Source organism: Streptomyces sp. NPDC079167 (genome assembly GCF_040686735.1).
GTDB lineage: Bacteria > Actinomycetota > Actinomycetes > Streptomycetales > Streptomycetaceae > Streptomyces.
In genome coordinates this window covers 31,144-44,647 of sequence record NZ_JBFBLO010000026.1, presented here as the reverse complement: position 1 = coordinate 44,647, position 13,504 = coordinate 31,144, and the positions used below count along the sequence as shown (strand labels likewise).

At 72.0% G+C, this 13,504-nt stretch carries 13 protein-coding genes; 12 read left to right on the top strand and 1 reads right to left on the bottom strand.

Features of this window, described 5'->3' with window-relative positions; translation table 11 throughout:
* The first annotated feature begins 56 nt into the window (after positions 1-56).
* The 12 genes from AB0P41_RS34050 (at position 57) to AB0P41_RS33995 (ending at position 12,891) form a co-directional block, all read left to right on the top strand.
* Complete coding sequence (locus tag AB0P41_RS34050) at positions 57-2,129, top strand: tetratricopeptide repeat protein (RefSeq protein WP_356716269.1); 2,073 nt, start codon at positions 57-59, stop codon at positions 2,127-2,129.
* Between the two features lie 143 nt (positions 2,130-2,272).
* Entirely contained in the window at positions 2,273-3,388 is a 1,116-nt protein-coding gene (ald, locus tag AB0P41_RS34045) for an alanine dehydrogenase (protein ID WP_365935997.1), read from the top strand.
* A gap of 358 nt (positions 3,389-3,746) precedes the next feature.
* Positions 3,747-4,865, top strand: a complete 1,119-nt coding sequence (locus tag AB0P41_RS34040) for a ParA family protein (RefSeq protein WP_356716267.1) — start codon at positions 3,747-3,749, stop codon at positions 4,863-4,865.
* Positions 4,850-5,458 (top strand): hypothetical protein, encoded by a 609-nt coding sequence (locus tag AB0P41_RS34035; protein WP_356716265.1) that lies wholly within the window; start codon positions 4,850-4,852, stop codon positions 5,456-5,458. The genes AB0P41_RS34040 and AB0P41_RS34035 overlap by 16 nt, the downstream gene beginning before the upstream one ends.
* Before the next feature lie 101 nt (positions 5,459-5,559).
* On the top strand, positions 5,560-6,669 hold the full coding sequence (locus AB0P41_RS34030) for a ScpA family protein (RefSeq protein WP_365935985.1): 1,110 nt from the start codon (positions 5,560-5,562) through the stop codon (positions 6,667-6,669).
* Entirely contained in the window at positions 6,666-7,316 is a 651-nt protein-coding gene (scpB, locus tag AB0P41_RS34025) for an SMC-Scp complex subunit ScpB (protein WP_356716261.1), read from the top strand. The genes AB0P41_RS34030 and scpB overlap by 4 nt, the downstream gene beginning before the upstream one ends.
* Positions 7,316-8,479 (top strand): pseudouridine synthase, encoded by a 1,164-nt coding sequence (locus tag AB0P41_RS34020; protein ID WP_356716260.1) that lies wholly within the window; start codon positions 7,316-7,318, stop codon positions 8,477-8,479. The genes scpB and AB0P41_RS34020 overlap by 1 nt, the downstream gene beginning before the upstream one ends.
* Before the next feature lie 128 nt (positions 8,480-8,607).
* The gene (gene pnuC / locus AB0P41_RS34015) at positions 8,608-9,261 is read left to right on the top strand and encodes a nicotinamide riboside transporter PnuC (RefSeq protein ID WP_356716258.1); all 654 of its coding nucleotides are present in this window, start codon (positions 8,608-8,610) and stop codon (positions 9,259-9,261) included.
* Entirely contained in the window at positions 9,258-10,337 is a 1,080-nt protein-coding gene (locus tag AB0P41_RS34010) for an AAA family ATPase (protein ID WP_365935984.1), read from the top strand. The genes pnuC and AB0P41_RS34010 overlap by 4 nt, the downstream gene beginning before the upstream one ends.
* Positions 10,334-11,077 carry an NUDIX domain-containing protein gene (locus AB0P41_RS34005; protein WP_365935983.1) on the top strand — a complete coding sequence of 248 codons (744 nt, stop codon included), beginning with the start codon at positions 10,334-10,336 and terminating at the stop codon, positions 11,075-11,077. Before AB0P41_RS34010 ends, AB0P41_RS34005 begins: the two co-directional genes overlap by 4 nt.
* Positions 11,074-12,096: an ADP-ribosylglycohydrolase family protein gene (locus AB0P41_RS34000; protein ID WP_365935982.1), complete on the top strand. Its 1,023-nt coding sequence runs from the start codon at positions 11,074-11,076 to the stop codon at positions 12,094-12,096. Before AB0P41_RS34005 ends, AB0P41_RS34000 begins: the two co-directional genes overlap by 4 nt.
* A 3-nt stretch (positions 12,097-12,099) precedes the next feature.
* Positions 12,100-12,891 carry a nucleotidyltransferase domain-containing protein gene (locus tag AB0P41_RS33995; protein WP_365935981.1) on the top strand — a complete coding sequence of 264 codons (792 nt, stop codon included), beginning with the start codon at positions 12,100-12,102 and terminating at the stop codon, positions 12,889-12,891.
* A 19-nt stretch (positions 12,892-12,910) separates the two neighbouring features.
* On the opposite strand, the gene AB0P41_RS33990 is transcribed toward AB0P41_RS33995, so the two are convergent.
* A complete protein-coding gene (locus AB0P41_RS33990) occupies positions 12,911-13,477 on the bottom strand; it encodes an XRE family transcriptional regulator (RefSeq protein ID WP_356716249.1) in 567 nt (188 codons plus the stop codon).
* Between the last annotated feature and the right edge of the window lie 27 nt (positions 13,478-13,504).

The window sequence follows — 13,504 nt, the reverse complement described above, 5'->3', positions numbered from 1 at the left end:
AGGCCCCGACCGGACTTCCGGCGGGCAACCGCGTGCAGCGAAGTGGAGCGTGGCCCGTGACCGATCAGGCGGTGGACACCAGCGGCCCGGCCCCAGTGGCGGGGACGGCGGGAACCAGAGTGCCGCCGGACGTGACCACCACTCAGTTCTTCGGCCGTGCACGGGAGTTGAAGGCCCTCCGGGAAGACATCGAGCGGGCGGGCCTGGACACCCTGGCGGGCCGCAAGGCCGCCCGCGCACGGGTCCTCCTGATCGCCGGCCGGCCCGGATCCGGACGTACGGCACTGGCCGCCGAGCTCGCCCGCGGGCTGGCCGAACCCGGCGACTACCCCGACGGCGTGTTCCGGGTCCCGCTCACCGAACCCGGGGGCGAGCGCGTCCCCACGGAGCGCACCGCACGCGCGCTCCTGGACCTGCTCGGTGTCACCGCACCGCCCGGAGCGGACGAGGACGAGCTCTCCGAGATGGTCCGCGAGGCCTTCGCCGTACGCCGTGCCCTGATCCTGCTCGACGACGCCGTCGACGCCGAGCAGGTCGACCCGCTGCTCCCCGACAACCCCGACTGCCTGGTCGTCGCCACCGCGACCGGCCCCCTCACCGGCATCCCGGGCGTCCGCCCCTGCACCATCGGCGGGCTGGACGCGGGATCCGCCGTGCAGCTGCTCGCCCGCGCCATCGGCCAGGTCCGCATCACGGTCGACCCGCGGACCGCCGAGACACTCGCGCAGGAGTGCGGCGGACATCCCGCAGCCCTGACCCTGGTCGCCGGCTGGCTCGCGGCCCGGCCCGGCGCCTCGGTCGCCGATGTCGCCAAGCAACTGCGCGACCAGCAGGACGGCCCGGAACAGCCCGCCGGCGGCCGGCCGCTGACCCGGGCCTTCCGGCTGGTCCACGAGTCGCTGCCACCGGCCTCCGCCCGGATACTGCGGCTGCTCGCACTCGCCCCCGCCGGGCTGGCCGACGCCCACACCGCCTCGGCCCTGGCCGGGTGCTCCGTATCGGCGGCGCAGACGACGCTGGACGACTTCGTCAGGTTCGGGCTGCTCGGGTCGAACGGTGCCGAGCAGCCCGAGTACGAGATGCCCGGCTGCCTCGTCCCGCTGGTCCGCGCCGTGCTGGAGGAGCGGGAGCGGCCCGCCGAGATCCAGCTCGCCCGGGCCAGGATGCTGGAGCGGACCGTGCGCCGGCTCCAGGCCTGCCGTGCGGTCACCGACCCCGAGGACTCCCCGGCCCGCCGCCGGCTCGCCGGACTGCCGCGCTCGCTGCGCTTCCCCAGCCCGGAGAACGCCGCCGAGTGGCTGCGGATCCGCGAGCCGGCGCTGCTGGCCTCCGCCCGCGCCGCCGTGCGCGAAGGCGACCTGGACACGCTCGCCCGCCGGCTGGTGGCCGCCCTCGTCCGCGCCCTCGCCGTGCACCGGGGCACCGAGGAGGCGGCTCCCGTGCTCTACGGGCTGCACGGGCTGGTCCTCGATGTGGCCGAGCGCCGGGACCTGCCCCGGGAGAAGGCCGCCGCCCTGCTCAACCTCGCCGATCTGGACGCCAGGACCGGGCGCACGCGGGAGGCGCTGGCCCGCTACCGGGCGGCGCTGGACGCCGGACGCGCGGCGAACGACCTCTACGCGACCGGCAGGGCGATGGAATCCGCAGGCGGCGCGTACGCCGAGCTCGGGGACTTCAACCGGGCCTCCGACTGGTACGGCCGGGCGCTTGCGCAGCGGCTCACGCAGGGGGAGCGGGCCGACGCGGCGCGGCTGTACGGCCGGCTCGGCGCGGTCCACACCTACGCCGGCCGGTACGGCGAGGCGCTGCGCAACTGGCGTGCGGCGGCGGCAGGCCACCGCAGGCTCGGGGACCTCCCGGCGCAGGCGCGTGCGCTCAGCGAGGCCGCACGGGTGCAGGAGTACGCGGGCAGGCCCCAGGAGTCGCTGCACACCTGCCGGGAGGCGGTCGACCTGGCCCGCAGGGCGGGTGACGCCCGTCTCCAGGCCGCGCTGGAGCTCAGGCTGGCGGACACGCTGGACCGGCTCGGGGACCCGGCGGCGGCCCGGCTGCACCGGGCGACGGCCGACAGATTGCTCGGTGACGAGGGCTCTACCTACGAAATCCGTAGTGCTTCGAACAAAACTTAATGCTTTGTAAGGCTGGACAGCGGGAAGTCCTTCATTAATGATGGCTCTGCCGCAGATCTCTGTGGTGTCCCCCTTTATGCTTGGTTCATGCGGGTATGTCCCGCTATGCCCAGCCAGCCTCCGAGTCAAGGACCGTGATCGACGTGAAGGTCGGCATCCCCCGCGAAGTCAAGAACAACGAGTTCCGGGTGGCGATCACCCCTGCCGGAGTGCATGAGCTCGTGCGCCACGGCCACCAGGTCCTCGTCGAGCAGCACGCCGGCGAGGGATCGTCCATCCCGGACGAGGAGTACGTCGCCGCCGGCGCGCGGATCCTGCCCACCGCCGACGAGGTCTGGGTCGCCGCCGACCTGCTGCTCAAGGTGAAGGAGCCGGTCGCCGAGGAGTACCACCGCCTCCGCAAGGGCCAGACGCTCTTCACGTACCTGCACCTCGCCGCCTCCCGCGCCTGCACGGACGCCCTGCTGGAGTCGGGCACGACCGCCATCGCGTACGAGACCGTCGAGACCGCGAACCGCGCGCTGCCGCTGCTCGCCCCGATGTCCGAGGTAGCCGGGCGCCTCGCCCCGCAGGTCGGCGCGTACCACCTGATGCGCTCGGTCGGCGGGCGCGGTGTGCTCCCCGGCGGGGTCCCCGGCACGGGGGCGGCGCGGGCCGTCGTCATCGGCGGCGGGGTCTCCGGCTGGAACGCCACGCAGATCGCCGTCGGGCTCGGCTTCCACGTCACGCTGCTCGACAAGGACATCAACAAGCTGCGCGAGGCCGACAAGATCTTCGGCACGAAGGTGCGGACGGTCGTCTCCAACGCCCTGGAACTCGAGAAGGCCGTCGTCGAGGCCGACCTCGTCGTGGGCGCGGTGCTGATCCCGGGCGCGAAGGCGCCGAAGCTGGTCACCAACGAGCTCGTCGCGAAGATGAAGCCCGGAAGTGTTCTTGTCGACATTGCGATCGACCAGGGAGGCTGCTTCGAGGACTCGCATCCGACGACGCACGCCGAGCCGACCTTCATGGTCCACAACTCGGTCTTCTACTGCGTCGCGAACATGCCGGGCGCCGTGCCGAACACCTCCACCTACGCGCTCACCAACGCCACGCTGCCCTACATCCTGGAGCTCGCGAACCGGGGCTGGGCCGATGCCCTGCGCCGTGACGCCGCACTGGCCAAGGGTCTCAACACCCATGACGGTCAGGTGGTTTACCGCGAGGTGGCCGAGGCGCACGGCCTCGACCACGTCGAACTGAGCGCTCTTCTCGGCTGAGCGGTCAACCCTCTCCGTCAACCTCACACGTCCGGCCGGACCTTGCCCAGCAAGGCCCGGCCGGACGCATGAGAGGGCCCGGACCAACTCGCCTGAGACGTAACCCTCGACCCGTTTTGCACCCCCGCGAAAGGTGCGCCCCGGGCGCTCCGTGCTCTTGACAGAGGGGTGTTCGATTGCCGACACACGGGGCCGGGTCCGGTGGATTGTGTTGCTGCGAACCGGTGACACGCCATAGAGTCGCCAATCGTCGGCATGGTGCCACGCTGACCTATCGATAAGTTTCCTGGTCACATCCAAGGAGGTAAGACGACTTGTGAATGAGTCGACAATTACTCCTGGGGGTGGTCAACCAGGGATGCCCGCACGGGGTCTGAGCCCGATCGGGCTCGAAGCTGTCGGCTCCGTCGCTGTCCGCACCTTCGCCACCCACCAGCACATGACGACAGCCCCCCAGATGATGGACGGCCTACACGTGAACGCCATGGCCGGCAACGAAAGTGGCCGAGAGACCTCCCACTTCGCCGACTTCGCCGAGGTGCCCGAGGGGCACTTCTACGACCCCGATGCCGAATACGAGCCCGATCCGGAGTACGCGGCCACCCTCGCGCCCGACGCCGCCCGCCAGCGCCGCGAGCGGATCGGCCCGACCGGCCGGCCGCTGCCGTACTTCCCGATTCCAGGTCCCCTGACGGACCACGGCCCCGCGAAGATCATCGCGATGTGCAACCAGAAGGGCGGCGTCGGCAAGACCACGTCGACCATCAACCTGGGTGCCGCGCTCGCCGAGTACGGCCGCCGCGTCCTGCTCGTCGACTTCGACCCGCAGGGAGCCCTGTCCGTCGGCCTCGGGGTCAACCCGATGGAGCTCGACGTCACCGTCTACAACCTGCTCATGGAGCGGGGCATGGCGGCCGACGACGTGCTGCTGAAGACGGCCGTGCCCAACATGGACCTGCTCCCCAGCAACATCGACCTCTCGGCCGCCGAGGTGCAGCTGGTGAGCGAGGTGGCCCGTGAGTCGACGCTGCAGCGCGCCCTCAAGCCGCTGATGGCCGACTACGACTACATCGTGATCGACTGCCAGCCGTCGCTCGGCCTGCTCACCGTGAACGCCCTGACGGCGGCTCACAAGGTGATAGTCCCGCTCGAGTGCGAGTTCTTCGCGCTGCGTGGTGTGGCGCTGCTCACCGAGACCATCGAGAAGGTCCAGGAGCGGCTCAACCCCGAACTGGAGCTGGACGGCATCCTGGCCACGATGTACGACTCCCGCACGGTGCACAGCCGTGAGGTGCTCGCCCGTGTCGTCGAGGCATTCGACGACCACGTCTACCACACCGTCATCGGACGTACGGTGCGCTTCCCGGAGACCACGGTCGCCGGTGAGCCCATCACGACGTACGCGTCGAACTCCGTCGGTGCCGCCGCCTATCGCCAGCTCGCCAGGGAGGTGCTCGCCCGGTGTCACGCCGAGTGAGTCTGCCGGGGGCCGACGAGCTGTTCCGTACCACCGGGGGCATGGGTCTCCAGGGCTCGTCCCCCGCCGAGCGGCGACGCAAGGCGAACGGCGAGGCGCGGGTTCCCGCACCGGCCGGAGGAAGCGATTCGGCAGCGCCGGACACCGGCCAGGGCGCCACTCCGGGAAGCGGCGACACGCCCGCCGGGGCCTCCCAGGAGGAGCACTCCGCGGCGGACGCCGACGGCGGTGGCTCCCGCAGCCGCGCCGACGGGGACGACCGGGGCCGGACCGCGCCGCCCCGGGCCCGTACCGCGCCCGGGCAGGAGCAGACCGGGACGTCCGCCACCGTCCAGCCGCAACGTGGACGCGGGGGCGGCCGGGGAGCCAACCGGCGGCCCAGTGGCCGTGAGCGCCACGACGAGAAGATCACCGTCTACGTGTCGGCCGAGGAACTGATGGACCTCGAGCACGCGCGCCTCGTGCTGCGCGGCGAACACGGGCTGGCCGTCGACCGCGGGCGCATCGTCCGCGAAGCGGTCGCCGTGGTGCTGGCCGACCTGGAGTCGCGCGGCGACGCGAGCATCCTCGTACGGAGACTGCGGGGCCGCTGACCGGCGCGGCGCCGGTAGCCTGCCGGGGGAGGGCCGCCGTACGGACGGCCCCGCCCCGGGGCCCACCGCCCGCCTCCCGCCGCACCCCTGGACCCCAGCGCATGCCGACTGCCGACGACACGCCCCGCCCGACCCGCCGTGCCCTCGGCCGCGGGCCGGGGACACGGCCCGCCCGGGCGCCCGGGGCCCCGTACGCGGCCCCGGAGGCTCCTGCCGGGCCGGCAGCGGCCGGGGAAGCCCCGACCGGGCCCGTGACGGCCGTGGAAGCACCGAGCGGGCCCGCGGCGGCCGTGGAGGCGCCGACGGCCCCGCCGGCCGCTGACGGGCCCGTGGAGAGCCGTCCCGAGGCGGTTCCGGTGGCCGTCGCGCCCGACGCGGACGACACCGGGGAGGCGGCAGGCGCCGACCGGCGGTTCACCGTGCGGCTGGTCAACTTCGAGGGCCCCTTCGATCTGCTCCTCCAGCTGATCTCCAAGCACAAGCTCGATGTGACCGAAGTCGCCCTGTCGAAGGTCACCGACGAGTTCATGGCACACATCCGGGCCATGGGAACGGACTGGGACCTCGACCAGACCACCGAATTCCTCGTCGTCGCGGCGACCCTGCTCGACCTGAAGGCCGCCCGGCTGCTCCCCACCGCCGAGGTGGAGGACGAGGCCGACCTGGCCCTCCTGGAGGCACGGGACCTGCTCTTCGCGCGACTGCTGCAGTACCGCGCGTACAAGAGGATCGCGGAGATCTTCAGCGACCGGCTGGAGTCCGAGTCCCGCCGCTGCCCGCGCACCGTGGGGCTCGAACCCCAGCACGCGGAGCTGCTGCCCGAGGTCGTGATCAGCATCGGCCCCGAAGGGTTCGCGCGTCTCGCGGTGAAGGCGATGCAGCCCAGACCCAAGCCGCAGGTGTACGTCGACCACATCCACGCCCCCCTGGTCAGCGTGCGCGAACAGGCGGAGATCGTGGTCGCCCGGCTGCGCGCGGAGGGCGAGATCAGCTTCCGTGAGCTCACCGAGGACGCGGACGACACCCTCACCGTCGTCGCCCGCTTCCTGGCGCTCCTGGAGCTGTACCGGGAGAAGGCCGTCACGCTCGACCAGGAGGAGGCGCTCGGTGACCTCCTGGTGCGCTGGGCCGGGGGCGAGGGGGCGGAGCCGGTGGTCACGGACGAGTTCGACCAGGAGACGCGCGAGCCGCAGGAGGACGTACAGGCATGAGTACAGACGACGAGGGGCAGGGCGCCCTGGTTGCCGGGCTCGACCTCAAGCCCGCGCTGGAGGCGGTCCTCATGGTCGTCGACGAGCCCGCCACCGAGGAGCACCTCGCCAAGGTCCTCCAGCGGCCCCGCAGGGCCGTCGCGGACGCCCTGCGGGAGCTGGCCGACGAGTACACCGTCCAGCGGCGCGGATTCGACCTGCGGCTCGTCGCCGGGGGCTGGCGCTTCTACACGCGTCCGGAGTACGCGGAAGCGGTCGAGGGCTTCGTCCTGGACGGCCAGCACGCCCGGCTCACCCAGGCCGCGCTGGAGACGCTCGCGGTGGTCGCGTACCGTCAGCCGGTCAGCCGGTCGAGGGTCTCGGCGGTACGCGGGGTGAACTGCGACGGCGTCATGCGGACCCTGCTCCAGAGGGGTCTCGTCGGGGAGGCGGGCGCGGAACCCGAAACAGGTGCGATCCTGTACAGGACGACGAACTACTTTCTGGAGCGCATGGGCCTGCGAGGCCTGGACGAGCTCCCGGAGCTCGCGCCCTTCCTCCCGGAGGCGGACGCGATCGAGGCTGAGACGCTAGAGGGTGTGCCGTCGTTCGATCCGGACGCACCGGACACCCCGGAAACTCACGCAGACGACAAGACGGACTTTTGATGCGAAGCAGTGGCAGCAACAACGGCAGCGGCAACAGGAGCGGTGGCGGCTCCAGGAGCGGCGGCGGCAGGAGCGGTGCCGGAAGGAACACCAGCGGCAGCGGCAGGAACAGCAACCCGAACCCCCGGGTTTCCGGCTCGGGGCGCGACGACAAGCAGGAGGAGCAGCGCCCCCGCCGGCCCCGTCCCGAGGAGCGCCGCTACGACGTGGGCGCCGACAAGCCGGGCGGCGACGGCGGTGCCCGCAAGGGCCGCGGCGCGGCGGCACGCGGAGGGGCCAAGGGCGGCCCGAAGCCCGCACAGAAGGTGACCAAGGGCGGACGCCGTGTCGGCGCCCCCTCCCGCCCCCGTGAGCTCGACGCCAAGATCGAGCAGCGCAACCGTGACCGGTACGCGGGCAAGCCCGAGATCAGGACCCCCAGGACCAACCCGGGTGCCGAGCAGGAGGGCGAGCGTCTGCAGAAGATCCTCGCCCGGGCCGGCATGGGCTCACGCCGGGCGTGCGAGGAACTGATCGAGCAGGCCCGTGTCGAGGTCAACGGCGAGATCGTCCTCGAACAGGGCAAGCGCGTCGACCCGCAGAAGGACGAGATCAAGGTCGACGGCCTGACCGTCGCGACCCAGTCGTACCTCTTCTTCGCGCTGAACAAGCCCGCCGGTGTCGTCTCCACCATGGGCGACCCGGACGGCCGCCAGAACCTCGGGGACTACGTGAACAACCGCGAGACGCGGCTGTTCCACGTCGGACGGCTCGACACCGAGACCGAGGGCATCATCCTGCTCACCAACCACGGTGACCTGGCCCACCGTCTGACGCACCCCCGGTACGGCGTGAAGAAGACCTACCTGGCCGCCATCCAGGGCCCGCTCCCGCGCGACCTCGGCAAGCGGCTCAAGGACGGCATCCAGCTGGAGGACGGCTACGCCCGCGCCGACCACTTCCGGGTCGTCGAGAACACCGGCAAGAACTACCTCGTCGAGGTCACGCTCCACGAGGGCCGCAAGCACATCGTCCGCCGGATGCTGGCCGAGGCCGGCTTCCCGGTCGAGCGCCTCGTGCGGACGTCCTTCGGACCGATCCCGCTGGGCGACCAGAAGTCGGGCTGGCTGCGCCGCCTGACCAACACCGAAGTCGGCATGCTGATGCGCGAGGTCGGTCTGTAACCCGCGCCCCGCACCGAACGGCCCGCGGCCGGTTCCTCGTTCATTTTTTCGAACAGGAACCGGCCGCGGGCCTTTTGCGACCGGCGATTCTTCTTTATAGTCATACTGACCATAAAGAAGGAGGCGGCGTGACGCTCGCGGACGTACTCGATCCCCTGCAGCAGCCCCTGGTGACGGTCCTGGACACCCCGGTCAGCTGGACCGAGGTGCTGGGCTTCGGCAGCGGCGCGCTGTGCGTCTGGCTCGTGGCCCGCCAGCACCTCGCCAACTGGCCGATCGGCATCGCCAACAACCTGTTCTTCATCCTGCTGTTCGCCCAGTCCGGTCTGTACGCCGACGCCGGCCTGCAGATCGTCTTCATCTCCCTCGCCGCGTACGGCTGGTGGACCTGGACCCACGGGGGTGGACCAGGAACATCCGTCCTGCCGGTGCGGAGCACCACCCGCACCGAGTGGACCTGGCTGTTCGCGGCGGGGGTGGCGGGGACCCTCGGCCTCACCCTGCTGCTCTCCCGGGCCACGGACTCGACCGTGCCGTTCTGGGACGCGCTGACCACCTCCCTGTCGCTCATGGCGACGTACGGGCAGTGCCGCAAACGGGTCGAGTCCTGGTGGCTGTGGATCGCCGCCGACGTGGTCTACATCCCGCTGTACGCCCACAAGGAGCTCTACCTCACCTCCCTGCTGTACGTCGGCTTCCTCACGCTCTGCCTCATCGGGCTGCGCAACTGGAGCCGCGACCTGGCCGCGGGCCGGCGTGAGGACATGGTGGTGCCCGCATGAAGCGCCACGGGCACGGACTGGTCCTCGGCAAGTTCTATCCGCCGCACGCCGGCCACCACCACCTCGTCCGCACCGCACGGGACCGCTGCGAGCGGCTCACCGTCCTGGTCTGCGCCGCCTCGGTCGAATCCGTACCGCTCGCCGACCGGGTCGCCTGGATGCGTGAGGCGCACCCGGACGTCCGGGTGGTGGGGACCGTCGACGACATCCCCATGGACACCACCGACGCGGCCGTCTGGGACGCCCACATGGAGGTGTTCACCGGCGCCGTTCCCGAACGGGTCGACGCCGTCTTCACCTCCGAGGATTACGGCGGGGAGCTGGCCCGCCGTTTCGGCGCGGAATCCGTCCTCGTCGACCCCGGCCGCACCCTCTTCCCCGTCTCGGGCACCGCGGTCCGCGCCGACCCCGCCCGCTGCTGGGACTACCTGGAGCCGCCCGTGCGGGCCGCGCTCGCGCGCCGGGTCGTGGTCCTCGGCGCCGAGTCCACCGGAACCACCACCCTGGCCCTGGCCCTCGCCGATCACTACCGCCGGCGCGGCGGTACATGGGCGCGGACGCGGTACGTCGCCGAGTACGGGCGGGAGTTCAGCGAGGCCAAGCTCGCCGCCCTGCGCGAGCGGTGGCCGGACGCCCAGTGGGAGGACGTCTCCTTCGCCACGGACGACTTCCCCCTCATCGCCGAGACGCAGAACGCCAGGGAGGACGCCGCCGCGCGTGCGGGATCACCGGTGCTCTTCTGCGACACCGACTCCTTCGCCACCACCGTCTGGCACGAGCGCTACATCGGCGGACGCAACCCGCTCGTCGAGAAGACCGCCGACCGGGTCACCCACCACCTCTGGCTGCTCACCGACCACGAGGGCGTCGCGTTCGAGGACGACGGACTGCGCGACGGCGAGGAGCTGCGGCCCTGGATGACGGACCGCTTCCGTGCCGAACTCACCCGCACCGGAAGGCCGTTCGTCGAGATCACCGGGGACCGCGACGAGCGCCTGCGAGCGGCGGTCGCCGCCGTGGACGAGCTCCTCGCCACCGGCTGGCACTTCACCGCACCCCTGCCGGAGCGGCGATGAGCACCGCACCCGAGGGGTACGACCCCCACGCCTTCTTCCCGTTCGCCGTCACCGTCGACCTCGCCGTCTTCACCGTCCGCGAAGCGCGGCTCCACGTGCTGCTCGTGGAGCGCGGCGAGGCCCCCTACAAGGGGCGGTGGGCGCTGCCCGGCGGCTTCGTCCTGCCCCGCGAGTCCGCCGAGGAGGCCGCCCGCCGCGAGCTCGCCGAGGAGACCGGCCTCACGAAGAAGTCCGTATGCGCCTTCCACCTCGAACAACTGCGCACCTACAGCGATCCGGACCGCGACCCCAGGATGCGGGTCGTCTCCGTCGCGTACGCCGCACTCGTGCCCGACCTCCCCGAACCGCGGGGCGGCGGGGACGCCGCCCACGCCCGCTGGTGGGACACCGCAGCCGCCGGGCCGCTCGCCTTCGACCACGACCGCATCCTCGCCGACGCGCACGACCGGATCGGCGCCAGGCTCGAATACTCCTGCCTGGCCACCGCGTTCTGTCCCGCCGAGTTCACCCTCGGGGAGCTCCAGGGGGTCTACGAGACCGTCTGGGGCGTCGAGCTCGACCGGCCCAATTTCCGGCGCAAGGTCCTCACCACGCCCGGCTTCGTCCAGGCCGTGGACGGACCGCCGCGCCGCACCGGCGGACGGGGAAAACCGGCCGCTCTCTACCGGGCGGGTGCCGCTACCGCCCTGCACCCACCACTGCTGCGCCCGGAAGGACGCCCTGAAGGACGGAAGTCATGATCCCCACACGGATTCTCACCAAGCAGGCGGCCACAGGCACGCTGACCGGGCTCGCGCTCGGCGACGCGCTGGGCTTCCCCACCGAGTTCAACGACGTCCCCGCGATCCTCGCGAAGTGCGGGCCCTGGCGTGAGATGCGGCTCCCGGAGCCGGCGTTCGTCACCGACGACACCCAGATGACCCTCGCCCTGGGACGCGGCATACGGACCGCCATGGACCAGGGGCTCCTCACCCCCGAGCGGATGGTGGGCCCGGTCCGGCAGGAGTTCGTGCGCTGGAACCGCTCACCCGACAACAACCGCGCCCCCGGCCGCACCTGCCTGGAGGCGTGTGCGCTGCTGGAGGGCGACCGGATCTGGCAGGAGGCCAGCCGGACCGGCTCCAAGGGCTGCGGCGCCAACATGCGCGTCGCGCCCGTCGGCCTCGTGCCCGGCCTCAGCGACGAACAGCGTGCCGGGGCGGCCCAGCTCCAGGCCGCCCTCACCCACGGCCACCCCACCGCCCTCGCGGCCTCCGACCTGACGGCCCGCGCCGTCCACCTCCTCGCCCAGGGGGCCGAACCGCTCGGCCTGGTCGGCCAGCTGCGCTCCTACGCGTACGAGAACCGGGGCCGCTATCCGGGCCGGTGGCTCGGTGACCTGTGGCGGTACACGCACGACGCCTCGCCCGAGGCGTTCATCAGCCGGGGCTGGGACGAGTGCCTGGCCGTCCTGGAACACCTCCAGGACGCCCTGCGCCGGCCGTCGCCCGAGACCGACCCCTGCGAGCGGACCGGCGACGGCTGGATCGCGGAGGAGGCGCTCGCCACCGCCCTGCACTGCTTCCTGCTCTTCCCCGAGGACCCGTTGACCGCCCTGCGCCGGGCGGCCTGCACCCGGGGCGACTCCGACTCCATCGCCTGCCTCACGGGCGCGTTCGCCGGAGCGCACCTGGGAGCGGGAGCCTGGCCCAAGGATTGGTCGGAACGCATCGAGTACCGCAGCGACCTGCTGTCGCTGGCCGCGCTCTGGGACGCTTGACCGATGCACAGCGACACGACACTCCTCCGACGGGCCGGGCTGCCGGTCACCGACCTGACCCCGATACTCGAACAGGAGCCCTGCCCGCTCCTGTTCGCCACGGTCTCGGGCGCCCATCTGTACGGCTTCCCCTCGCGGGACTCGGACGTGGACCTGCGGGGGGTCCACGTCCTGCCCGCGGAAGATCTCGTCGGGCTCCGGACGCCGGAGGAGACACGGTCACGGATGTGGGACCACGACGGGGTGGAGATGGACCTCGTCACCCACGACCTGCGTAAGTTCGTCCGGCTCATGCTGAAACCCAACGGCTATGTGCTCGAACAGCTGCTGTCCCCGCTCGTGGTGCACACCACCGCCCTCCACGCCGAACTCGTGGAGCTGGCTCCGTCGGTGGTGACCCGCAACCATGCCCACCACTACCGGGGCTTCGCAGGGACGCAGTGGCGGCTGTACGGGAGGACCGGCGAGCTGAAGCCGCTCCTCTACACGTTCCGCGCGCTGCTCACCGGCATCCATCTGATGCGCACCGGCACCCTGGTCGCGCATCTGCCGTCCCTGCTGGGCGAGGTGGCCGCGCCGGCCTACCTGCCCGCGCTGATCGAGGCGAAGGCGGATGCCGAGCACGGGGCCGCGCACCTGCCCGACGGCGCGGCCGTCGCACAGGACGTCGAGGCCCTGCACCTCGTGCTCGACGAGGCGCAGACCGCGTCACCGCTCGCGGAGGCGCCCTCGGGCTTCGACGCCCTGCACGATCTCGTCGTCCGTGCGCGGCTGGGGGAGACCGTCCCGTCCTGACGGCCCGGCGGCCGCCCTCTCACCCGCGTTCGCGCAGATGGGAGCGGCGGCCGTCCCGGTCGAAGATGCCGAGGACCTCGGCGGGGCCGCCCACGGACCCCAGCGCGTGCGGGAGCATCGTGGTGAACTCCGCCGCCTGCCCCTGCTCCACCCGCAGCCGCCGTTCCCCCAGCACCAGCAAGGCCGTGCCGGACAGCACCGTGAACCACTCCCGGCCGGGGTGCGCCTTGAGCGCCGAAGGGCCTTCGGCGGGGGGACCGGTCAGCCGTATCCGGGCCACGGTCACGCCGGGCTGGCCGCGCAGCGCCCACTGGGTCAGACCCCGCGCCAGGTCGAGGGTGGGGTTCGTGACCACGTCGTCGGCGTCCGTCTCGACGAGCTGGTCGAGCGAGGTACCCAGCGCCCGGGCGATCACGGTGAGCTGGTCGAGCGCGATCCTCCGGTGGCCCGTCTCGATCCGGCTCAGCGTGGAAGGGCTGAGGTGGCAGCGGGCGGCGAGGTCGTCGAGCGACCAGCTGTGCGCGGCACGCAGGGCCCGGATCCGTTTGCGTACGAGGCCGTCCAGAGCACTTCCTTCTTGCGTCATGGGCAAGAGAGTATGCGTTGCACGCAA

Excerpts from the sequence above, each read along its gene's own strand:
- AB0P41_RS34040 (WP_356716267.1), top strand. The coding sequence starts at position 3,747 with ATGCCCGCACGGGGTCTGAGCCCGATCGGGCTCGAAGCTGTCGGCTCC.
- AB0P41_RS34030 (WP_365935985.1), top strand. The coding sequence starts at position 5,560 with ATGCCGACTGCCGACGACACGCCCCGCCCGACCCGCCGTGCCCTCGGC.
- scpB (WP_356716261.1), top strand. The coding sequence starts at position 6,666 with ATGAGTACAGACGACGAGGGGCAGGGCGCCCTGGTTGCCGGGCTCGAC.
- AB0P41_RS34020 (WP_356716260.1), top strand. The coding sequence starts at position 7,316 with ATGCGAAGCAGTGGCAGCAACAACGGCAGCGGCAACAGGAGCGGTGGC.
- AB0P41_RS34010 (WP_365935984.1), top strand. The coding sequence starts at position 9,258 with ATGAAGCGCCACGGGCACGGACTGGTCCTCGGCAAGTTCTATCCGCCG.
- AB0P41_RS34005 (WP_365935983.1), top strand. The coding sequence starts at position 10,334 with ATGAGCACCGCACCCGAGGGGTACGACCCCCACGCCTTCTTCCCGTTC.
- AB0P41_RS34000 (WP_365935982.1), top strand. The coding sequence starts at position 11,074 with ATGATCCCCACACGGATTCTCACCAAGCAGGCGGCCACAGGCACGCTG.
- AB0P41_RS33995 (WP_365935981.1), top strand. The coding sequence starts at position 12,100 with ATGCACAGCGACACGACACTCCTCCGACGGGCCGGGCTGCCGGTCACC.
- AB0P41_RS33990 (WP_356716249.1), bottom strand. The coding sequence starts at position 13,477 with ATGACGCAAGAAGGAAGTGCTCTGGACGGCCTCGTACGCAAACGGATC.